We start from the raw sequence: 22,062 nt of genomic DNA on the forward strand, positions 1-22,062 counted from the left end.
TTTAATTGTTTTCTGTACTAAATGTTTAAATCCTATGACTATATGGATCTAATTAAAAATAAATTGTTTGAATGGAAAATAAAATAAAAAAGACACAAGTACTTTATAGATACTTGTGCTTTTTTAATTTATAATTTTTCTATGTCTTCTGTAATAGAATTTAGAATTTGAAAAGCTGTTTTAGCCATCTTATTTCCTTTCATGTCAAGTAATGGGTTCACTTCTACAAACTCTACACAAACCACTTTTTTACTTGCTAAAAGTAATTTTATGATCTCTATTACTTCAAACTGATCAAATCCTTTTGGAACTGGAGTTCCTGTACCGTATGAAACCATGTCACAATCCATAGCATCTACATCAAAAGAAACATATAAAATATCGCATTCATTTAGTTTTTCTATCGTTTCATTCACACAAACTTCTACTCCTCTATGACGTACTTCGGCAACCATATAATTTTTTATTCCATATTTCTCAATTTGGTTGTCCTCTGGTTGCTCAGTGTCACGTACTCCAAAAAATACAATATCTTCTCCTAATACTTTTTGACCAGGAGTCGCTATGTTTTTCATTCGCTCCCAAAATTCAGCCGTTTCTCTATCAACATCATTAATTTGGCTATCGATATTATCGTCACTTATTGCGGCTGCTAATGGCATCCCGTGTATATTACCTGACGGTGAAGTATATGGTGAATGTAGATCTCCGTGAGCATCTATCCATACGACTCCAACTCTTTTAGTTGGATTCGCAGCCTTTACTCCACTAATAGTTCCCAAAGCAGAAGAATGATCTCCAGATATAACCACGGGAAATTTCCCTTCCTGCAGATTCACCTTTACATGATTTGAAAGTCGTTTACATTGATTGAAAACATTTTCTATTCGCTTAGCAAATGAGTTATTTTCTTTATTATAAATGGATTCATTTTCAGTAATTACATCTTCAAACGGATATCTATCAAAATAATTACTCTCTTCATTTATTGCAGCTATTTCGATCGCATCGATACCCATGTCAGAACCTCGAGTACCCGCACCAATATCAGATCGATTTTTAATTATCTTAATTTCCTTCATTTTTAAAATTTTAAGTTTGTAAAACTAATGAAGACAATATAATTGATTTTAATAAACAATACTTGAGTATTTAAATAACTTTTATCTTTTTTCTAAATCTACAAATGCTCTTTCGTTAGCTCCTGTATAGACTTGACGAGGTCTTCCAATAGGCTCTTTACGCAACCTCATTTCTCTCCATTGCGCTATCCAACCTGGTAAACGCCCAAGTGCAAACATTACAGTAAACATCTCCACAGGTATTCCCATCGCTCTATAAATTATACCTGAATAGAAGTCAACATTTGGGTATAATTTTCTATTCACAAAATAATCATCACTCAATGCTTCCTTTTCTAAACCTTTAGCTATGTCTAGAACAGGATCATTAACACCTAAGTCTCCAAGTACTTCATCTGCTGCCTTTTTTATAATTCTGGCTCTCGGATCGAAATTTTTATAAACACGATGTCCGAATCCCATCAAACGAAATGGATCTTCTTTATCCTTCGCTTTTGCCATGTATTTTTTAGTATCTCCTCCATCTGTTCTAATCCCCTCTAGCATCTCTAAAACAGCCTGATTAGCTCCTCCATGAAGTGGCCCCCATAAAGCAGAAATCCCTGCTGATAAAGAAGCAAATAATCCAGCATGTGAAGAACCAACTATTCTAACTGTTGATGTAGAACAATTTTGTTCATGATCAGCATGTAATATCAAAAGTTTGTCTAATGCATTTAATAATATTGGGTTTATATCATACTCATCATTTGGCTTTTGGAACATCATGGTTAGAATATTTTCAACATATCCTAATTTACGTGAACCATAGTGTAATGGCATACCGGTTTTTTTACGCATAGTCCATGCTACTAAAACAGGAAATTTACCCATTATTTTCACAATTGCATTGTACATTGCTTCTTCTGAATCCACATTTACTGAGGAAGGGTTAAATGCAGTTAATGCTGATGTTAAAGAAGATAATATACCCATAGGATGGGCATTTTTAGGAAATGCATCTATAATTTTTTTAATATCATCATCAACAATGGCATTATCTAAAATATCATTATAAAATTTGTCAAGTTGTAATTTGGTAGGTAATTCTCCAAAAATTAATAAATAAGCAACTTCTAAGAAATCTGCCTTTTCAGCTAATTCTTCGATAGAATACCCTCTATATCTTAAAATACCTTTTTCACCATCTAAAAATGTTATAGCACTTTGGCAAGAACCCGTATTCTTGAAACCTGGATCAATAGTTACTAAACCACCAGTATTACCTCTTAGGTTTTTTAAATCTATTGCAGTTTCATTTTCTGTACCTTTTACTAAAGGAAATTCATATGTGCTTTCGCCAATTTGTAATTTTGCTATATCTGACATTTTGTATCTTAGTTTTTTTATAATTGTAGTCACAGGCGAAGATACCATTTTTTATAAAATTCTGAAAGCCGTAAGAAAGAGTTTTTTACTCTAAAAAATTAGAATATTTACCAAAAAAAACAGAATGGCTCAGCAATAAAATAATTGCTATTAAAAAGTTCTATCAAAATTAAATTTTCTAGAATCACAAAAATAAAAAAACCTAGAAAAATTTTTCCTAGGTTTTAATAATATGGTTAAACTTACTAAATATTTTATTTAACAAGCTCTTCTTCGTTTTTATTGTTAATTTTAAAGGCTTTTTCTTGAGGGTAGTAAGCTACATCACCTAATTGCTCTTCAATTCGAAGTAATTGATTATACTTTGCCATCCTGTCAGAACGAGATGCAGAACCTGTCTTAATTTGTCCTGTATTTAAAGCTACAGCTAGGTCTGCAATAGTATTATCCTCTGTTTCACCAGATCTATGGCTCATTACAGATGTATATCCAGCATTATGTGCCATATTTACGGCGGCAATGGTCTCTGTTAATGTTCCTATTTGATTAACTTTTATAAGAATCGAATTAGCTATTCCATTTGAAATTCCTCTATATAACCTTTCTACATTAGTTACAAACAAATCATCACCAACTAGCTGAGCTTTTTTCCCAACTTTCTGAGTTAATAATTTCCATCCATCCCAGTCATTCTCATCCATTCCGTCCTCAATAGAAATAATTGGATATTTCTCTACCAATTCAGCTAAATAAGAAGCTTGCTCTTCTGAGGTTCTTATAGCTCCCTTATCTCCTTCAAACTTCGTGTAGTCATACTTACCATTTATGTAAAATTCAGCAGATGCACAATCTAAAGCGATCATTACTTCGTCTCCAAACTTGTATCCAGCATTTTTAGTTGCTAAAGCTATCGTTTCAATGGCATCTTCAGTACCCTCTAACGACGGAGCAAAACCTCCCTCATCGCCTACCGCTGTTGATAAATTTCTATCATGAAGAACCTTTTTTAAATTATGAAATATTTCAGAACCTATTTGCATTGCCTCAGTAAAATTCTTAGCCTTAACAGGCATTATCATAAATTCTTGAAAAGCAATTGGCGCATCCGAGTGAGAGCCACCATTAATAATATTCATCATAGGCACTGGTAAAGTATTTGCAGATACTCCACCTATATAACGATACAAAGGAAGCCCTAACTCATTAGCTGCTGCCTTCGCGGCTGCAAGCGATACTCCTAAAATCGCATTTGCTCCTAAATTAGACTTATTTTCGGTACCGTCTAAGTCGATCATGATTTTATCAATCATATTTTGTTCGAAAACAGAAACACCTAAAAGTTCTTGAGCAATTAGTGTATTTACATTTTCAACTGCTTTTAATACACCCTTCCCCATATACAAACCTCCTCCATCACGTAATTCAACAGCTTCATGTTCTCCAGTTGATGCTCCTGATGGAACTGCTGCTCTGCCAATAATTCCATTTTCTGTAGTCACATCTACCTCTACTGTAGGATTTCCTCTCGAATCAAAAATTTGACGTGCTTGAATGTTAATTATAATACTCATCCTGTTTATGTGTTAGTAATTTCAGATAGCCAATTTACAAAATACTACCCTTAATTGTTTTAATTAATAATGATTTTGCGAAAACGTTATCAAATTGAAATTCCCACTTTTTAGTGGGAACTCTTCTTATTTTGTTTTTTTAATATTTTCGATAAATTGATCGAATAAGTAATCTGCATCGTTAGGTCCAGGACTAGCCTCTGGATGATATTGGACAGAAAAAGTATTCTTATTTTTTATCTTTATTCCTGCAACTGTATTATCATTCAAATGTATATGTGTAATTTCAATATCAGTATGGGTTTCTGCTTCTTCTTTATTAACAGCAAAACCATGATTTTGAGAAGTTATTTCACCTTTACCTGTTACCAGGTTTTTCACTGGATGATTAATTCCTCTATGCCCATTATGCATTTTATAAGTTGAAATACCATTAGCCAATGCAATAACTTGGTGACCTAAGCAAATACCAAATAAAGGTAAATCCTTTTCCATAATCTTTTTGGCTGTGTTTTGTGCTTCTAACAACGGTTTTGGATCTCCAGGTCCATTAGATATGAAGTACCCATCAGGATTAAATGAACTTAAATCATCAAAACTTGAATTGTATGGATACACTTTGATATAAGCCCCTCTTTTTGCAAGATTTCTCAATATATTTTTCTTAATACCTATATCAAGTGCAGAAATTTTAATTGGTGCATCTTCTTCTCCAACAAAATAAGGTTCCTTTGTTGAAACCTTAGAAGCCAATTCTAGACCTTCCATACTTGGAACTTGTGCTAATTGTTTTTTAAGTTTTTCAATATTTTCAATTTCTGTAGAAATAATTGCATTCATAGCGCCATTATCTCTTATATAGGCTACTAGTGCTCTTGTATCAACATTTGAGATAGCAACTAAATTGTGCTTTTCAAACCAGTCTTTTAAGTTACCATCTGAATCGGGTCTAGAATGAGTAAAACTGAAATTTCTACAAATTAATCCTGCAATTTTAATACCTTCTGACTCTACTTCATGATCATTAACTCCATAATTTCCAATATGAGCGTTGGTCGTAACCATTAGTTGTCCAAAGTAAGACGGATCTGTGAAAATCTCTTGATAACCGGTCATCCCAGTATTGAAACAAATTTCACCTGTAGCAGTTCCTTCAATTCCTATAGAATTCCCATAAAAGATTGTTCCGTCAGCTAATAAAATTAGGGCTTTTTTTCTAGATTGATATTTCATTTAGTGTGTTGTAATAAATTCGCTGTAAAATTATTTAAAAAAAGGGACAAACATTAAATGTTTATCCCTTTCTTTTAATATGATATAAAAATTTTCATTTTTATTCTTCTTCTTGTGAAGGTGTTGCTTCCGTTACATCTGGTGCAGTATCTGAAACTTTCTTTCCACCTCTTCGACTTCGACGCGTAGTCTTTTTAGCCTTAGTTCCTTTTGGATTATACAATTCGTTATAATCAACTAACTCAACCATAGCCATTGGAGCATTATCTCCTTGTCTATTTCCTAATTTAATAATACGAACATAACCTCCCGGTCTATCAGCTACTTTTACTGAAACCTCCTTAAAAAGTTCTGTAACAGCGAACTTATTTCTCAAATAACTAAAAACAACACGACGATTATGAGTCGTATCTGCTTTTGATTTAGTTATTAATGGCTCAACAAATTTTCTTAACGCTTTGGCCTTGGCTTCAGTCGTATTTATTCGTTTATGCTCAATTAAAGAACATGCCATATTCGCTAACATAGACTTTCTATGCGCAGTTTTTCTTCCTAAATGGTTTATTTTTTTTCCGTGTCTCATGACATTTGGGTTTGTCTTTCATCTTGCTACAACCCTTTATGGGGAGCAAACTATGAAAGGTTAATCTCTATCTAACTTATATTTACTTAAATCCATTCCAAAATTTAATCCTTTGTTATGCACCAACTCTTCTAATTCAGTTAATGATTTTTTCCCAAAGTTTCTAAACTTCATTAAGTCACTTTTATTAAATGATACTAAATCTCCTAAAGTATCAACTTCAGCAGCTTTTAAACAATTTAAGGCACGAACCGATAAATCCATATCAACAAGCTTTGTCTTTAATAGCTGTCTCATATGTAAAGATTCCTCATCGTATGTTTCTGTTTGAGCAATTTCATCGGCTTCCAATGTAATACGCTCATCAGAGAATAACATAAAATGGTGAATCAAAATCTTTGCAGCTTCAGTTAAAGCATCTTTAGGATTAATTGATCCATCAGTATCTATGTCAAATATTAGTTTCTCATAATCTGTCTTTTGCTCTACACGAAAGTTTTCTACAGCATACTTTACATTTTTAATAGGTGTAAATATTGCATCTGTAAATATAGTGCCCAATGGAGCACCAGCTCGCTTGTTTTCTTCTGCAGGAACGAATCCACGTCCTTTTTCTATAGCCAATTCTGCATTTAACGTTACAGACTTGTCCATATTACAAATAACCAAATCAGGATTTAACACTTGAAATCCAGATATAAATTTCTGTAAATCACCAGCTTTTAACTGATCTTGTCCAGAAATAGCGATAGAAACAGTTTCTCTATCTGAGTCTTCAATTTGTTTCTTAAATCTAACTTGTTTTAGATTTAATATGATCTCTGTTACATCTTCTACAACTCCTTCAATTGTAGAAAATTCATGATCCACTCCATCTACACGTAATGAAGTAATTGCAAAACCTTCTAAAGAAGATAATAAAACTCTTCTTAAAGCATTACCAACAGTTAATCCGAAACCTGGTTCAAGTGGTCTAAATTCAAATCTACCAGTAAAATCAGTAGATTCAATCATTATTACCTTATCTGGTTTCTGAAAGTTTAAAATTGCCATATTTTTCTTCGTTTTAATTGTTATAAAGTTGCGCGATTAATAAGGTTGAAGAAATTCGAACTAATCCTTTGGCTTTATCCCAATATGTTTAATTTATTACTTAGAATATAATTCTACGATTAATTGCTCTTTAATATTTTCAGGAATTTGTAGTCTTTCTGGAACTTTGACAAAAGTACCTGCCTTTTGATCTGCATTCCAAGACAACCATTCGTAAACATTACTGTTCGATGCTAAAGCATTTTCGATTGTATCTAAGGACTTTGATTTTTCTCTTACAGCAACCACATCACCGGCGCGTAATCTGTATGATGGAATATTTACGATATTACCGTTAACAGTAATATGTCTATGAGAAACTAATTGCCTAGCACCTCTTCTAGAATTAGACATTCCTAATCTATACACAACGTTATCTAGACGCGATTCACATAACTGTAATAATACCTCACCAGTAATACCTTTAGATGAAGATGCCTTCTTAAATAAATTACTAAATTGGCGCTCCAAAATACCGTAAGTATATTTTGCTTTTTGCTTTTCGCTTAACTGAATAGCATATTCAGATTTTTTACCTCTTCTTTTTCCAGAACCGTGTTGCCCTGGAGGGTAATTTCTTTTTTCAAAACTTTTATCTTCACCAAAAATTGCTTCTCCAAATTTACGAGCAATTTTAGTTTTTGGTCCTGTATATCTTGCCATTTCTTATAAAATTAAGCAGGTACCATGAATTAAGGCTAACTCCTTCGATAGTACTATTCCTGCTAGGTTAAATTTAAATACCAGTATAAATAAAATAAACGATTTTATTATACTCTTCTCCTTTTTGGAGGACGACATCCATTATGTGGGATAGGAGTTACATCTATAATTTCTGTTACTTCTATACCAGAGTTGTGAATAGATCGTATAGCTGATTCTCTTCCATTACCTGGACCTTTAACATATACTTTAACTTTACGTAAACCAGCTTCTTTTGCGACAGATGCGCAATCTTCTGCAGCTAATTGCGCTGCATAAGGTGTGTTCTTTTTTGATCCTCTGAACCCCATTTTACCGGCAGATGACCAAGAGATTACATCTCCCTTTTTATTTGTTAAAGATATAATGATATTGTTAAATGATGCAGTTACGTGAGCTTCTCCAACTGATTCTATAACAACTTTACGTTTTTTTGTTACTTTAGACTTTGCCATAATTCATTACTATTAGTAAAAATAATTAGAAATTATTTTTTCTTGTTAGCTACAGTTTTTCTCTTACCTTTTCTTGTACGAGAGTTATTTTTAGTTCTCTGGCCTCTTAAAGGTAAACCTAATCTGTGGCGTATACCCCTTTGACAACCTATGTCCATTAAACGTTTAATGCTTAATTGAACCTCTGAGCGTAATTCCCCCTCAATTGTGTAAGTTCCAACTTGTTCACGAATTGCTGCAATTTGGTCGTCTGTCCAGTCTTGAACTTTGATACCTTCGTCTATTTTTGCATTTGCTAATACTTCTTTAGCTCTGCTTCTTCCTATACCAAAGATGTATGTTAAAGCGATAACGCCTCTCTTATTCTTTGGAATATCAATACCTGCGATTCTTGCCATAACTACCCTTGTCTTTGTTTAAATCTAGGATTCTTTTTATTTATTACGTATAATCTGCCTTTTCTGCGAACAATTTTGCAGTCGGCGCTTCTTTTCTTTAGTGATGCTCTTACTTTCATCAGTTTTGTTTTTTAATATCTGAATGTAATTCTTGCCTTAGATAAATCATAAGGACTCATTTCAAGCTTAACCTTATCTCCTGGTAATATTTTAATATAATGCATTCTCATTTTACCTGAAATGTGTGCCGTTACAATATGACCATTTTCTAATTCTACCCTGAACATAGCATTAGATAAAGCCTCTGTTATAGTTCCATCCTGTTGGATTGCTGCTTGTTTAGCCATATTTACTTTAATGATTTTCTATTACTACTATTTCCTGACTTCATTAAACCGTCATAACGACTGTTCAATAAATATGAATTGATTTGTTGAATTGTATCAATAGCAACTCCTACCATAATGATTAAGGATGTTCCTCCATAGAACATTGCCCAGTTTTGAGTCACCCCAAACTTAACAATAATTGCAGGCAATATAGATAAGGCTGCTAAAAACAGAGATCCTGGGAATGTTATTTTTGATAACACTGAATCTAAATAATTAGCAGTTTCCTCTCCTGGTTTATATCCAGGAACAAAACCATTACTTCTTTTTAAATCTTCGGCCATCTTATTAGTAGGTATAGTTATCGCCGTATAGAAATAACTAAAAACAATAATTAAAACAGCGAATATAATATTGTACCATAAACCAAAGTTATCTGCTAAACTATTTAATGCAGGATATTTTTGTCCAAGAGCTACAGGTAAAAACATAATAGCTTGAGCAAATATAATAGGCATAACCCCTGCTGCATTTAGTTTTAAAGGTATATATTGTCTTGCTGAATCAACATCCTTTACACTTGCTACTGCTGAACGACGTGCGTATTGCACTGCTACCTTTCTTACTGCTGTAACTAATAACACGGTTAATAAAATTACCACAAACCATATAATTAATTCAATAAGTATCATCATGATACCACCTCCTCCGGGGTTTCCTGTTTTAGAAACAACTTCTTGTAAAAATGCAACTGGAAAATTTGCAATAATACCAACAGTAATTAATAACGATATTCCGTTACCAACTCCCTTATCAGTAATACGCTCTCCCAACCACATAGCAAAAATAGTTCCCGCTGTAAGTAAAATCATAGATGATATCCAAAATGTAGCACCAGAGACTAAAAAAGCTGAATCAGGTAATCCAAATTGGGTCTTAATAGCTGTAATGTATGTTGGACCTTGTACTAAAGTGATTAAAATTGTTAACCACCTTGTAATTTGTGTAATTTTTTTTCTACCACTCTCCCCATCTTTTTGAAGTTTCTGTAAATATGGTACCGCAATACCCATTAATTGAACTACAATAGAAGCGGAAATATAAGGCATAATACCAAGAGCCATAACTGATGCTCTTGCAAATGCACCTCCTGTAAATGCGTTTAATAAACCTAAAAGACCACCTCCTGCTTGATCTTTTAACGCTGCTAACTGAGTAGGGTCTATTCCGGGTAAAGGAACAGCAGCCATAAATCGGTATACAGCAATTAAACCAATGGTTAAAAGAATTTTTTCCTTTAACTCTTCAATCTTGAAAATGTCTCTTAAAGTATTTATAAAATTCATCATTTACAGTTTTCTTATAAGGTAACCGCTTCACCACCTGCTGCTTCAATAGCAGCCTTTGCAGATGCAGTAAATTTATGTACGGTAATATTTAATTTAGCTTTTAACTCTCCATTCCCTAATATTTTAATTAAGTCATTTTTACGCGCTAAACGATTCTCTACTAATACTTCTAGATTTACTGTATCAGTTACTCTTCCTTTGTCGACTAAACTTTGTAATTTATCTAAATTAACACCAACATATTCTACACGATTTCTGTTAGTGAATCCAAATTTTGGCACACGTCTTTGAAGGGGCATTTGTCCGCCTTCGAAACCTACCTTACGAGAATATCCTGAACGAGATTTAGCCCCTTTGTGACCTCTTGTAGAAGTACCTCCATGACCAGAGCCTTCTCCACGAGCAATTCTTTTACCGCTTTTAGTAGATCCTGATGCTGGTTTTAAGTTATGTAAACTCATCTTATAATATCTTATTTAATTTCTTCAACAGAAATTAAGTGTTTAACTTTATTTACCATTCCCAAAATTGTAGCTGATGCTTCATGTTCTACAGTTTGGTTAATTTTACGTAAACCTAATGCCTCTAAAGTTCTTTTTTGATTTTTAAGGCGACCGATTTGACTTTTTACTTGTGTAACTCTAATTTTACTCATCGTCTTAAATTTTAACCATTAAAAACTTTTTCTAAAGAAATTCCACGCTGTTTGGCGATTGTTTCAGCACTACGTAGTTGCAAAAGTGCATCGAATGTAGCTTTTACAACATTGTGAGGATTTGAAGATCCTTGAGACTTTGACAATACGTCTTTCACACCTACTGATTCTAAAACAGAACGGACAGCTCCACCAGCAATAACCCCGGTACCGTGTGATGCAGGCTTAATGAATACCCTTGCTCCACCATACTTTCCTTTTTGTTCATGAGGTAAAGTACCATCTAAAAGAGGGATACGAACTAAATTTTTCTTAGCTTCTTCTACTGCCTTAGCTATAGCAGATGAAACATCTTTTGACTTTCCTAATCCGTGACCTACAACTCCATTTCCATCACCTACAACAACAATAGCAGAAAAACCAAATGCACGTCCCCCCTTGGTTACCTTAGTAACACGTTGAACGCCTACTAATCTATCAACAAGCTCTAATCCGCTTGGTTTTACTCTTTCTACGTTTTTATATCCTAACATAATATAATTTCTTAAAATTTTAAACCAGCTTCTCTTGCAGCGTCAGCTAATACTTTTACTCTACCGTGGTATAAATAACCGTTACGATCAAAAGCAACAGAATCTACTCCAGCTTTTACAGCTTTTTCTGCGATACTTTTTCCAACCGCAGTAGCAGAATCTGCTTTAGAGCTAGATGATACTTCTTTATCTCTTGATGATGCAGAAACTAATGTTACACCAGTAACATCATCAATTAATTGAGCATAAATTTCTTTATTACTTCTAAACACAGACAGTCTAGGTTTCTCAGCAGTCCCTTTAACTATTTTTCTAATTCTGTGCTTAATACGTTGTCTTCTTTCAAGCTTTGATAATGCCATAATAATATTTATCTTAATTTATTATGCAGATTTACCTGCTTTTCTTCTTAATACCTCTCCTACAAACTTAATCCCTTTTCCTTTGTAAGGTTCTGGCTTACGGAAAGATCTAATTTTAGCAGCTACTTGACCTACTAACTGCTTATCATGAGATGTTAGTTTAACTATAGGATTTTTCCCCTTTTCAGATACTGTTTCTATTTTCACTTCTGGAGCTAACTCTAACAAAATATTGTGAGAGAAACCCAAAGCTAAATCTAGTTTTTGTCCCTGATTCGAGGCCCTGTAACCTACTCCGACTAATTCTAATTCTTTAGTAAATCCAGTACTAACACCTTCAATCATATTTTTCAGTAACGAACGATATAGGCCGTGTTTAGCTTTATGCTCCTTACTATCGGATGGTCTATCAAGTACAATTGAGCCATCTTCAATTTTCAATGTAATACCAGAGGTTAATTCTTGTGTTAATTCCCCTAATTTACCTTTAACGGTAACCACGTTGTCGCTTACTTTAACTTCAACACCTTGTGGTAATGCGATTGGATTTTTTCCTATTCTACTCATTTTACAATAGTGTTAATTTAATAAACGTAACATAATACCTCTCCTCCTACGTTTTCTTGACGAGCTTTCTTATTTGTCATAACACCTTTAGATGTAGAGACAATAGCAATACCTAGGCCATTTAAAACTCTTGGCATTTCTTTAGAAGCAACGTATTTACGTAACCCTGGAGTTGACACTCTTTGAATCTTTCTGATTACTGATTCTTTTGTTCCTCTGTCGTACTTTAAAGCTATCTTAATTGATCCCTGAACAGAATCATCATTAAATTGATAACTCAAAATGTACCCTTGATCAAACAAAATTTTTGTCATCTCCTTCTTCAGCTTTGAAGCTGGAACTTCAACTACTCGATGACCTGCAGCAATTGCATTTCTCACTCGAGTTAGAAAATCCGCGATTGGATCTGTGTACATAATTAATTAATTTGTGGTTTTGGTTTTCAGTAATTTCTGTGGTTCCTACGAAATATCGTAATTACTAAACCTGAAACCAGTTAATATTCATTCTTTGTTCTCATTTAAAGCCTTTACGACTTTAGTTTTAGTTGCATTCACAACAGGGCGTAATTACCCCATGAAAACAGTGTGCAAATATACATAAACTTTTTTAAAAAAAAACCTTTTTAATAATTATCGTTTTGACACTTAATTTATTGTCTTTTTATGTTGTTTTTTTGAATAAGTACATATTGAACTAATACAAATTCCTGTGCATAAACTGGAATTAACGAATAAATATCGCAAAAAAAAAGACCTAAAGTTAATACTTTAAGTCCTTATAATTATTTCTAATCTGTTATTTTACCAGCTAGCTTTTTTAACACCAGGAATTAATCCCTGATTTGCCATTTCACGGAAAGTAACACGTGAAATACCAAATTGACGCATATATCCTTTTGGACGACCTGTTAACTTACAACGATTATGCATTCTAACAGGAGATGCATTCTTAGGTAATTTTTGTAAACCTTCATAATCTCCAGCTTCCTTTAAAGCTTTTCTTTTTTCAGCATACTTTTCAACCGCTTTAGCTCTTTTGCGCTCACGCGCTTTCATTGATTCTTTAGCCATCTTCTTAATTTTTTTTAAATGGTAAACCTAATTCTGCCAATAATGATTTTGCTTCTTTATCAGTTTGAGCTGATGTTACAAAAGTAATATCCATTCCACTGATTTTTTTTACTTGATCAATATTTATTTCTGGGAAGATGATTTGTTCAGTAACTCCTAAATTGTAATTACCTCTACCATCAAAGCCATTTGCTATACCACTAAAATCTCTTACACGAGGTAATGAAGCAGTAATTAAACGATCTAAAAATTCATACATTACATCCCCTCTTAACGTAACCTTAGCTCCTATCGGCATTCCTTTACGTAATTTAAAGTTTGCAACATCTTTTTTAGAAATAGTTGGTACTGCTTTTTGTCCAGTAATTGTAGTTAACTCGTCAATAGCATATTCAATTAATTTCTTATCAGCTATAGCAGCACCTACACCTTTACTAACTACAATTTTCTGTAATTTAGGAACTTGCATAACGTTGTTATAACCGAATTCTTCAGTAAGAGCTTTTACAACTTTGCTCTTGTACTCCTCTTTTAATCTTGGTACGTAACTCATGGTTATATTGCTTTATCTGATTTCTTTGAAAATCTAATTTTCTTATCTCCTTCAACTTTATAGCCAACTCTAACTGCTTCACCATTTTCAATTAACGAAACATTAGATATGTGCAATGGAGCCTCTTTTTTTACTATACCTCCTTGAGGATTGGTAGCGCTAGGTTTTGTGTGCTTTGACACCATATTAACTCCTTCAACTAAAACCCTATCCTTATCTTTTAGTATGGTTAAAACTTTACCTTCCGATCCTTTATGATCACCTGCGATAACTTTAACAGTATCACCAGATTTGATTTTAAATTTCTTCATCTTATCTATGATTTTAAAGCACCTCAGGCGCTAATGATACTATCTTCATAAACTGTTTCTCACGTAATTCACGGGCTACAGGACCAAATACACGAGTACCTCTCATTTCCTCTGTTGGATTTAAAAGTACACAAGCATTATCATCAAATCTAATATATGACCCATCTTTACGTCTAACCTCTTTCTTGGTACGAACAACTACTGCGCGTGACACTTGACCTTTTTTAACAGTACCGTTTGGAGTGGCTGACTTTACAGTTACAACAATTTTATCTCCAACACTAGCATAACGCTTCTTTGTTCCTCCTAAAACTCTAATTACTAAAACTTCTTTAGCTCCAGTATTATCAGCTACTTTTAATCTTGATTCTGTTTGTAACATAATTATTTAGCTCTTTCTAGGATTTCTACTAATCTCCAACGTTTAGATTTGCTTAACGGACGTGTTTCCATGATTTTTACAGTATCACCTTCGTTGCAATCGTTATTCTCGTCATGTGCAACATACTTTTTCGTTTTCAAAACGAATTTTCCGTACATTGGGTGTTTTACTCTTTTTACCTCGCTTACGACGATAGATTTCTCCATCTTATTGCTAGATACAACACCTATTCTCTCTTTTCTAAGATTTCTTTTTTCCATCTTTAAAACTGACTAGAATTATTGTAATTCTCTTTTTGTTAACTCTGTAGCAATTCTTGCTACAGTTTTTCTTAAGCTACGTAACTCTAATGGGTTCTCCAAAGGAGTTATGGCGTGAGCCATCTTAAGATCAGTATAATTTTTCTTCAACGCTCCAAGCTTATCTTGTAAATCAGCTGTTGATAATTCTTTAATTTCAGATTGTTTCATTGTTTCTAGAATTAAGCGTTATGATCAAAATCTCTTGCGACGATAAACTTCGTTTTCACAGGTAGCTTTTGAGCTGCTAAACGTAAAGCTTCTTTCGCTACTTCCATTGGAACACCTCCAACTTCAAACAATATTCTACCTGGTTTTACAACTGCAACGAAATGATCAGGAGCACCTTTACCTTTACCCATACGAACCTCTAAAGGCTTCTTTGTTATAGGTTTGTCTGGAAAAATTTTAATCCATAATTGTCCTTCCCTTTTCATATAACGAGTTGCCGCGATACGAGCTGCTTCAATTTGACGAGATGTAAGTAAGTTTTGGTCGAGTGACTTTATTCCAAACATTCCATTTGAAAGTTGTGTCCCTCTTCCAGAGTTCCCACTCATATTACCCTTGCCTTTCTGAACTCTACGGAATTTTACTCTTTTTGGCTGTAACATGTCTAATTTCTTTTAAAAATTATTTTCTTCTGCGAGGTTGACGTTTTCCTCCTCCTTTATTAGAACTATTACCCTTTTGCTTAGATAATCCAACTAATGGAGATAACTCACGTTTTCCATAAACCTCACCTTTCATAATCCATACTTTCACACCGATTCTTCCGTATGTAGTATGCGCTTCATTAAGTGCGTAATCGATATCTGCTCTGAAAGTAGAAAGTGGAATTCTCCCTTCTTTATAATGCTCTGAACGCGCCATTTCAGCACCGTTTAAACGACCAGATATTTGAATTTTAATACCTTCTGCATTCATTCTGATTGCAGCTGCGATAGCCATTTTTATGGCTCTCTTATAAGAAATTCTGTTTTCGATTTGACGTGCTACACTAGCAGCTACAAGATTGGCATCTAATTCAGGTCGTTTTATCTCAAATATATTGATTTGAACTTCCTTTCCTGTAATTTTCTTAAGTTCCTCCTTTAACTTGTCTACTTCTTGACCACCTTTACCAATAATGATACCTGGTCTAGCCGTAGTGATAGTAACGGTTACAAGCTTTAAAGTACGCTCAATAATAATACGCGAAACACTAGCTTTAGATAATCTAGCATCAATATACTTTCTTATCTTATTATCTTCAGCAATTTTATCTCCGTAGTCATTACCACCATACCAGTTAGACTCCCAACCTCTGATGATTCCTAGACGATTTCCTATCGGATTTGTTTTTTGTCCCATTTCTACTTTGATTAATTACTTTTATTTTTACTTCCTAACTCTAAGGTAACGTGATTAGAACGTTTTCTAATTCTATGAGCACGCCCTTGTGGAGCAGGTCTTAATCTTTTTAACATTCCTGCACTATCAACGAAAATAGTCTTTACGAATAAACCAGCATCCTCAATACTAGCATCTTCATTCTTAGCTTGCCAGTTAGCAATTGCTGATAGTAATAACTTTTCTAGGTTACGAGATGCTTCCTTAGGACTAAACTTTAAAATTTGTAAAGCTTTTTCAACCTCAACTCCTCTTACTAAATCCGCCACTAAACGCATTTTTCTTGGTGATGTAGGACAGTTAGTAAGCTTAGCAAAAGCTCTTTGCTTTTTAGCTTCTTTTAACTGCGTTGCCATGTTTTTTTTACGACTTCCCATAATTTCCTACTTATTTTTTACCTTTATTTTTTGCACCGGCATGTCCTCTAAATGAACGTGTTGGTGAAAATTCTCCTAATTTATGACCTACCATGTTTTCAGTAACGTATACTGGAACAAATTGACGACCGTTATGAACGGCAATTGTTTGCCCAACGAAGTCAGGAGTAATCATACTTGCTCTAGACCAAGTTTTTATAACTGATTTGCTTCCAGCTTCAACGTTAGCTAAAACTTTTTTCTCTAATTTATAGTGAACGTAAGGTCCTTTTTTTAATGATCTTGCCATGACTTATTATTTCTTTCTACGTTCTATGATATACTTATTACTAGCTTTAGTTTTAGATCTAGTCTTAAATCCTTTAGCTGGAATACCGTTTCTAGATCTTGGATGTCCTCCCGAAGAACGTCCTTCACCACCACCCATTGGATGATCAACAGGGTTCATTCTTACTGCATTGGTTCTTGGTCTTCTTCCTAACCATCTGCTTCTACCAGCCTTACCTGATACAATTAATTGATGATCAGAATTAGATACTACCCCAATGGTAGCTTTACAAGTTAATAGAATTAATCTTGTTTCACCTGAAGGCAACTTAACCGTTGCATATTTCCCATCTCTTGCCATTAATTGAGCAAAAGATCCTGCAGAACGAGCCATAACAGCGCCTTGCCCTGGACGTAATTCAATACATGAAATAGTAGTTCCTAAAGGAATATCACTCAAATACATTGCATTACCTAGGTCTGGGGATGCTTCTTTACCAGAAACAATAGTTTGCCCCACTTTTAATCCATTTTGAGCAATTACATATCGTTTTTCTCCATCAGCATAAACTACCAAAGCAATAAAAGCAGTACGATTTGGATCGTATTCGATAGTTTTTACTGTAGCAGGCACACCGTCTTTATCTCTCTTAAAATCGATAATACGATATTTCTTTTTATGACCACCTCCAATGTTACGGGTTGTCATTCTTCCCTGATTGTTTCGACCTCCAGATCGTTTTTTCGAAGCTATTAAAGATTTCTCCGGCTTATCAGTAGTAATGGTGTCGAACCCATTTACAACTCTAAAACGCTGACCTGGTGTTATTGGTTTTAATTTTCTAACTGACATTCTAAATTGTCTTAAATATTGTTATAAAAATCAATTACTTCACCATCTGCTAATTGCACAATGGCCTTTTTATATCCACTTGTTAATCCTGTAACTAAACCTTTTTTGGTATATTTAGTTTTCCTTTCAGCTGGTTGAATTAAAGTTCTAACAGATTTCACTGCTACACCGTAAGTAGATTCTACAGCACCTTTGATTTCTAACTTGTTAGCTTGCTTATTTACAACGAAAGCATAACGATTAAATATTTCGCTATCTTTTGTCGCTTTTTCCGTAATAATAGGTTTTATTAAAATACTCATTTCTTTCCCTATTTACTTAAATTAGATTCAATTCCTTCTAAAGAGCTTTCAGAGATTACAATTTTATTAGCGTTAAGAACACTATATGTATTAATCCCTGTAGCATCAACAACTTTAGAATTTTTCAAATTACGAGACGATAAGTATACATTTTTGTTTTCATTTCCTAAAACAAATAAAGATTTCTTAGCATCCAATTCTAAAGCCTTTAACACATTAATAAATTCCTTTGTTTTTGGAGCTTCAAAATTGAAATCTTCAACAACAACTAAATTATTATCGTTTGCTTGAATACTTAAAGCTGATTTGCGAGCTAAACGCTTTAAGTTTTTATTTAATTTGAAAGAATAGTTTCTTGGTCTTGGACCGAAAATACGACCTCCACCTCTAAAAACAGGAGACTTAATACTTCCCGCACGTGCCGTACCTGTTCCTTTTTGTTTTTTAATCTTTCTTGTACTACCAGTAATCTCACCTCTTTCCTTAGCCTTATGAGTACCTTGTCTTTGGTTTGCCAAATATTGCTTTACATCTAAATAGATAGCGTGATCGTTTGGCTCTATTCCGAATACTTCGCTAGAAAGTTCAACTTTTCTACCAGTATCTTTACCTGTAATATCTAATACTGCTACTTTCATTATTTTTCGATAGTTACATAAGAGTTCTTATGACCTGGAACAGCTCCTTTTACAACTAAAAGATTCTTTTCTGGCACTACTTTTAACACTCTTAAATTTTGAACTTTAACTTTATCATTCCCCATACGGCCTGCCATACGCATTCCTTTGAATACTCTTGCAGGATATGAAGCTGCACCAATAGAACCAGGCGCTCTTAAACGGTTATGCTGACCATGTGTAGCCTGCCCAACCCCTGCAAATCCATGGCGCTTAACAACTCCTTGGAATCCTTTACCTTTAGAAGTACCCGAAACATCAACGAATTCTCCCTCAGTAAACAACTCAACAGTAAGTAAGTCACCTAGTTTATGCTCACTCTCAAAATCCTGAAACTCAACAACTCTTCGCTTGGCTGTTGTTCCTGCTTTTTTAAAGTGACCATCTAAAGCCTTGTTAGAACTTTTTTCTTTTTTGTCATCGAAACCTAATTGTAGTGCATTATAGCCATCCACTTCTTCAGTTCTGACTTGGGTAACAACGCAAGGACCTGCTTCGATTACAGTACATGGTATATTTTTACCATTTTCATCGAATAAGCTGGTCATTCCTATTTTTCTTCCAATTAACCCAGACATATTTGTTTGATTTCTGACGATAGATAAATTTAAAATCCAGCGCGTCAATTAATAATTAATTATTTGAAACTAAAGTTTCATATACTCCCTTGGAATACACTAAAAAAAAAAGAGCATAACACCTTGCTCTTTGTAAGTGTTAATCCGTTTTTCCTTTGCGAAACCCTCAGGACATGTTAACTGAATTAATAACTCAGTGTCTATTTTTTGTGCACAGAACATCAATTCAGTGCGCAAAAGTAAAAAAAACTTTCGATTTAACAAAATTAAACCGAAAGTTATAAATTAGTTATACTTTTATTTCAACTTCAACTCCACTTGGTAATTCAAGTTTCATTAAGGCATCAATAGTTTTTGAAGAGGAACTATAAATATCTAACAAACGCTTGTAAGCAGATAATTGAAATTGTTCTCTTGATTTTTTGTTTACGTGTGGCGAACGTAATACAGTAAAAATCTTTTTATGTGTTGGTAAAGGTATTGGTCCGTTTACTACTGCCCCGGTACTCTTTACAGTCTTTACGATTTTCTCAGCAGACTTATCTACTAAGTTGTAATCGTAAGATTTTAATTTTATTCTTATTTTTTGACTCATTTTGATTAACCTTTAGCATTAGCGATTACTTCCTCCGCGATATTAGATGGTGTTTCTGCATAGTGAGAAAACTCCATGGTAGAAGTTGCTCTACCAGAAGACATTGTTCTTAAAGCTGTTACATATCCAAACATTTCAGATAACGGAACAATCGCTTTAACCACCTTAGAACCAGCACGATCACTCATATCGTTAACCTGTCCTCTTCTTCTGTTTAAGTCACCTACTATATCTCCCATATTTTCTTCAGGGGTTAGTACCTCTAACTTCATTAATGGCTCCATGATTACCGCTCTTGCAGCTTTTGCAGCGGCTTTATATCCCATCTTAGCAGCTAGCTCAAATGATAATTGATCAGAATCTACTGGGTGAAAAGAACCATCCTTTAAAGTAACCTTCATAGAATCCATTTCATACCCCGCTAAAGGACCATTTTTCATTGCCTCTTTGAATCCTTTTTCTACTGAAGGAACGAATTCTTTAGGTACATTACCTCCCTTAATTATTGATTCAAATTGTAAGCCTTGAGTACCTTCATCAGCAGGTTCCATAGTAAATACAATGTCAGCAAATTTACCACGACCACCAGATTGTTTTTTGTAAACTTCTCTATGGTCTGCAGAAGCTGTGATAGCTTCTTTATACTCAACTTGCGGTTGCCCTTCGTTAACTTCAACTTTAAACTCACGCTTTAAACGATCAACGATGATATCAAGGTGTAATTCACCCATACCTGAAATAATAGTTTGACCTGAAGCCTCGTCTGTTCTAACTGTAAAGGTAGGATCCTCCTCAGCTAATTTTGCTAATGACATTCCTAATTTATCAACATCTGCCTTTGTTTTAGGCTCCACAGCAATACCAATTACAGGATCTGGGAAATCCATAGATTCTAGAACAATTGGGTTCTTTTCATCAGACAAAGTATCACCTGTCTTAATGTCTTTAAAACCTACACCTGCTCCAATATCACCTGCTTCAATATATTCAATAGCGTTTTGTTTATTAGAATGCATTTGATAAATACGTGATATACGTTCTTTTTTACCAGAGCGATTATTTAACACATAAGAACCAGCATCTAAACGCCCCGAATAGGCACGGAAGAATGCTAAACGACCTACAAAAGGGTCTGTAGCAATTTTGAACGCTAAAGCAGAAAATGGTGCTTTTGCATCTGGCTTACGAGTTTCCTCGTCACCAGTATTAGGGTTCGTTCCGATGATATTATCTCTATCTACTGGTGAAGGTAAATAACGACATACAGCATCTAATAAGAACTGAACTCCCTTATTTTTGAATGAAGATCCACATACCATAGGAATGATAGACATGTCCATTACCGCAGCTCTAAGTGCAGCATGCACTTCTTCTTCAGTAATAGAATCTTCATCTTCCATATATTTCTCTAACAAGTTTTCGTCATAAGCAGCAACCTCTTCGATTAACTTACCACGTAACTCTCTTGCTTCCTCTTTTAATTCTTCAGGAATATCAACGATATCAAACGTTGATCCATAGTTATCATCATGCCATACAATAGCACGGTTCTTTACTAAATCAACAATACCCTTAAAGTCAGCTTCATCACCAATATTTAAAACGATTGGCACCGCGTTTGACTTTAACATATCCTTTACTTGTTGACAAACAGCCAAAAAGTTAGCTCCTTGACGATCCATTTTATTAACAAAACCGATACGAGGAACCTTATAATTATCCGCTAAGCGCCAGTTAGTTTCTGATTGAGGCTCAACACCATCAACTGCAGAAAACAAAAACACTAAACCGTCTAATACACGTAAAGAACGATTTACCTCAACTGTAAAATCAACGTGCCCCGGAGTATCAATAATATTGAAATGATATCCTTTAGCATCAGCAGTTGGTTTTCCGTTTTCCGTAGGAAACTGCCATGTACAAGTTGTAGCTGCAGAAGTAATTGTTATACCTCTCTCCGCCTCTTGCTCCATCCAATCCATTGTTGAAGCACCATCATGAACCTCTCCAATTTTATGCGAAACTCCTGTATAGAAAAGGATACGCTCAGTGGTAGTAGTCTTCCCTGCATCAATGTGCGCAGCAATACCAATATTTCTTGTGTATTTTAAATTTCTACTCATG

At 34.2% G+C, this 22,062-nt stretch carries 34 protein-coding genes; all 34 read right to left on the minus strand.

The genetic code is table 11. The annotated features are described in order from the left end of the window. Positions 1–128 precede the first annotated feature (128 nt). Entirely contained in the window at positions 129–1,082 is a 954-nt protein-coding gene (locus ACSIGE_RS05785) for an arginase (RefSeq protein ID WP_440881830.1), read from the minus strand. Positions 1,083–1,163: 81 nt separating this feature from the next. After that, positions 1,164–2,450: a citrate synthase gene (locus ACSIGE_RS05790; RefSeq protein WP_440881831.1), complete on the minus strand. Its 1,287-nt coding sequence runs from the start codon at positions 2,448–2,450 to the stop codon at positions 1,164–1,166. Between the two features lie 254 nt (positions 2,451–2,704). After that, entirely contained in the window at positions 2,705–4,021 is a 1,317-nt protein-coding gene (gene eno / locus ACSIGE_RS05795) for a phosphopyruvate hydratase (RefSeq protein WP_440881832.1), read from the minus strand. 126 nt (positions 4,022–4,147) lie between these two features. Beyond that, complete coding sequence (gene carA / locus ACSIGE_RS05800; protein ID WP_440881833.1) at positions 4,148–5,254, minus strand: glutamine-hydrolyzing carbamoyl-phosphate synthase small subunit; 1,107 nt, start codon at positions 5,252–5,254, stop codon at positions 4,148–4,150. A 100-nt stretch (positions 5,255–5,354) separates the two neighbouring features. Next, positions 5,355–5,837: a 50S ribosomal protein L17 gene (rplQ, locus tag ACSIGE_RS05805; protein ID WP_440881834.1), complete on the minus strand. Its 483-nt coding sequence runs from the start codon at positions 5,835–5,837 to the stop codon at positions 5,355–5,357. A gap of 60 nt (positions 5,838–5,897) precedes the next feature. After that, positions 5,898–6,890, minus strand: a complete 993-nt coding sequence (locus ACSIGE_RS05810) for a DNA-directed RNA polymerase subunit alpha (protein ID WP_440881835.1) — start codon at positions 6,888–6,890, stop codon at positions 5,898–5,900. 96 nt (positions 6,891–6,986) lie between these two features. Beyond that, entirely contained in the window at positions 6,987–7,592 is a 606-nt protein-coding gene (gene rpsD, locus ACSIGE_RS05815) for a 30S ribosomal protein S4 (RefSeq protein ID WP_440881836.1), read from the minus strand. Between the two features lie 107 nt (positions 7,593–7,699). Further along, positions 7,700–8,086 (minus strand): 30S ribosomal protein S11, encoded by a 387-nt coding sequence (gene rpsK / locus ACSIGE_RS05820; RefSeq protein WP_348704368.1) that lies wholly within the window; start codon positions 8,084–8,086, stop codon positions 7,700–7,702. Between the two features lie 32 nt (positions 8,087–8,118). Then, a complete protein-coding gene (rpsM, locus tag ACSIGE_RS05825) occupies positions 8,119–8,484 on the minus strand; it encodes a 30S ribosomal protein S13 (RefSeq protein WP_440881837.1) in 366 nt (121 codons plus the stop codon). Positions 8,485–8,486: 2 nt separating this feature from the next. Beyond that, positions 8,487–8,603: a type B 50S ribosomal protein L36 gene (gene ykgO, locus ACSIGE_RS05830; RefSeq protein WP_010181906.1), complete on the minus strand. Its 117-nt coding sequence runs from the start codon at positions 8,601–8,603 to the stop codon at positions 8,487–8,489. A gap of 12 nt (positions 8,604–8,615) precedes the next feature. After that, positions 8,616–8,831 (minus strand): translation initiation factor IF-1, encoded by a 216-nt coding sequence (infA, locus tag ACSIGE_RS05835; protein WP_440881838.1) that lies wholly within the window; start codon positions 8,829–8,831, stop codon positions 8,616–8,618. 2 nt (positions 8,832–8,833) lie between these two features. Further along, positions 8,834–10,159: a preprotein translocase subunit SecY gene (gene secY, locus ACSIGE_RS05840; RefSeq protein WP_440881839.1), complete on the minus strand. Its 1,326-nt coding sequence runs from the start codon at positions 10,157–10,159 to the stop codon at positions 8,834–8,836. A gap of 14 nt (positions 10,160–10,173) precedes the next feature. Further along, on the minus strand, positions 10,174–10,623 hold the full coding sequence (gene rplO, locus ACSIGE_RS05845; protein WP_440881840.1) for a 50S ribosomal protein L15: 450 nt from the start codon (positions 10,621–10,623) through the stop codon (positions 10,174–10,176). 11 nt (positions 10,624–10,634) lie between these two features. Further along, complete coding sequence (gene rpmD / locus ACSIGE_RS05850; protein WP_440881841.1) at positions 10,635–10,817, minus strand: 50S ribosomal protein L30; 183 nt, start codon at positions 10,815–10,817, stop codon at positions 10,635–10,637. 11 nt (positions 10,818–10,828) lie between these two features. Next, positions 10,829–11,350 (minus strand): 30S ribosomal protein S5, encoded by a 522-nt coding sequence (gene rpsE / locus ACSIGE_RS05855; RefSeq protein WP_440881842.1) that lies wholly within the window; start codon positions 11,348–11,350, stop codon positions 10,829–10,831. 11 nt (positions 11,351–11,361) lie between these two features. Next, positions 11,362–11,712 (minus strand): 50S ribosomal protein L18, encoded by a 351-nt coding sequence (rplR, locus tag ACSIGE_RS05860; RefSeq protein ID WP_440881843.1) that lies wholly within the window; start codon positions 11,710–11,712, stop codon positions 11,362–11,364. Positions 11,713–11,733: 21 nt separating this feature from the next. After that, on the minus strand, positions 11,734–12,279 hold the full coding sequence (rplF, locus tag ACSIGE_RS05865) for a 50S ribosomal protein L6 (protein ID WP_440881844.1): 546 nt from the start codon (positions 12,277–12,279) through the stop codon (positions 11,734–11,736). Between the two features lie 17 nt (positions 12,280–12,296). Further along, positions 12,297–12,695, minus strand: a complete 399-nt coding sequence (gene rpsH / locus ACSIGE_RS05870) for a 30S ribosomal protein S8 (RefSeq protein ID WP_440881845.1) — start codon at positions 12,693–12,695, stop codon at positions 12,297–12,299. 387 nt (positions 12,696–13,082) lie between these two features. Then, positions 13,083–13,352: a 30S ribosomal protein S14 gene (rpsN, locus tag ACSIGE_RS05875; RefSeq protein ID WP_440881846.1), complete on the minus strand. Its 270-nt coding sequence runs from the start codon at positions 13,350–13,352 to the stop codon at positions 13,083–13,085. A gap of 4 nt (positions 13,353–13,356) precedes the next feature. Beyond that, complete coding sequence (gene rplE / locus ACSIGE_RS05880) at positions 13,357–13,905, minus strand: 50S ribosomal protein L5 (protein ID WP_440881847.1); 549 nt, start codon at positions 13,903–13,905, stop codon at positions 13,357–13,359. A gap of 2 nt (positions 13,906–13,907) precedes the next feature. Further along, entirely contained in the window at positions 13,908–14,216 is a 309-nt protein-coding gene (gene rplX / locus ACSIGE_RS05885; protein ID WP_440881848.1) for a 50S ribosomal protein L24, read from the minus strand. A 13-nt stretch (positions 14,217–14,229) separates the two neighbouring features. Then, positions 14,230–14,598, minus strand: coding sequence for a 50S ribosomal protein L14 (gene rplN / locus ACSIGE_RS05890; RefSeq protein WP_093868908.1), 369 nt, complete (start codon positions 14,596–14,598; stop codon positions 14,230–14,232). Positions 14,599–14,600: 2 nt separating this feature from the next. Beyond that, positions 14,601–14,858 carry a 30S ribosomal protein S17 gene (gene rpsQ, locus ACSIGE_RS05895; protein ID WP_093668855.1) on the minus strand — a complete coding sequence of 86 codons (258 nt, stop codon included), beginning with the start codon at positions 14,856–14,858 and terminating at the stop codon, positions 14,601–14,603. 18 nt (positions 14,859–14,876) lie between these two features. Then, positions 14,877–15,068: a 50S ribosomal protein L29 gene (gene rpmC, locus ACSIGE_RS05900; RefSeq protein WP_320417884.1), complete on the minus strand. Its 192-nt coding sequence runs from the start codon at positions 15,066–15,068 to the stop codon at positions 14,877–14,879. Positions 15,069–15,079: 11 nt separating this feature from the next. Further along, the gene (gene rplP / locus ACSIGE_RS05905; protein WP_440881849.1) at positions 15,080–15,511 is read right to left on the minus strand and encodes a 50S ribosomal protein L16; all 432 of its coding nucleotides are present in this window, start codon (positions 15,509–15,511) and stop codon (positions 15,080–15,082) included. Between the two features lie 19 nt (positions 15,512–15,530). Continuing rightward, entirely contained in the window at positions 15,531–16,250 is a 720-nt protein-coding gene (gene rpsC, locus ACSIGE_RS05910) for a 30S ribosomal protein S3 (RefSeq protein WP_440881850.1), read from the minus strand. 11 nt (positions 16,251–16,261) lie between these two features. Then, entirely contained in the window at positions 16,262–16,666 is a 405-nt protein-coding gene (rplV, locus tag ACSIGE_RS05915) for a 50S ribosomal protein L22 (RefSeq protein ID WP_440881851.1), read from the minus strand. 10 nt (positions 16,667–16,676) lie between these two features. Further along, positions 16,677–16,955, minus strand: coding sequence for a 30S ribosomal protein S19 (gene rpsS / locus ACSIGE_RS05920; protein ID WP_028890729.1), 279 nt, complete (start codon positions 16,953–16,955; stop codon positions 16,677–16,679). A gap of 6 nt (positions 16,956–16,961) precedes the next feature. Continuing rightward, positions 16,962–17,786: a 50S ribosomal protein L2 gene (gene rplB / locus ACSIGE_RS05925; RefSeq protein WP_440881852.1), complete on the minus strand. Its 825-nt coding sequence runs from the start codon at positions 17,784–17,786 to the stop codon at positions 16,962–16,964. Positions 17,787–17,797: 11 nt separating this feature from the next. After that, complete coding sequence (gene rplW / locus ACSIGE_RS05930) at positions 17,798–18,088, minus strand: 50S ribosomal protein L23 (RefSeq protein WP_440881853.1); 291 nt, start codon at positions 18,086–18,088, stop codon at positions 17,798–17,800. A gap of 8 nt (positions 18,089–18,096) precedes the next feature. Further along, positions 18,097–18,726, minus strand: coding sequence for a 50S ribosomal protein L4 (rplD, locus tag ACSIGE_RS05935; RefSeq protein WP_440881854.1), 630 nt, complete (start codon positions 18,724–18,726; stop codon positions 18,097–18,099). Further along, on the minus strand, positions 18,726–19,343 hold the full coding sequence (gene rplC, locus ACSIGE_RS05940) for a 50S ribosomal protein L3 (RefSeq protein WP_440881855.1): 618 nt from the start codon (positions 19,341–19,343) through the stop codon (positions 18,726–18,728). The genes rplD and rplC overlap by 1 nt, the downstream gene beginning before the upstream one ends. Positions 19,344–19,632: 289 nt before the next feature. Beyond that, positions 19,633–19,938 carry a 30S ribosomal protein S10 gene (gene rpsJ / locus ACSIGE_RS05945; RefSeq protein ID WP_075342599.1) on the minus strand — a complete coding sequence of 102 codons (306 nt, stop codon included), beginning with the start codon at positions 19,936–19,938 and terminating at the stop codon, positions 19,633–19,635. A 5-nt stretch (positions 19,939–19,943) separates the two neighbouring features. Beyond that, positions 19,944–22,061 (minus strand): elongation factor G, encoded by a 2,118-nt coding sequence (fusA, locus tag ACSIGE_RS05950; protein WP_440881856.1) that lies wholly within the window; start codon positions 22,059–22,061, stop codon positions 19,944–19,946. Position 22,062 lies beyond the last annotated feature (1 nt).

This window comes from Tenacibaculum profundi, assembly GCF_052050075.1.
Classification (GTDB): Bacteria; Bacteroidota; Bacteroidia; order Flavobacteriales; family Flavobacteriaceae; genus Polaribacter.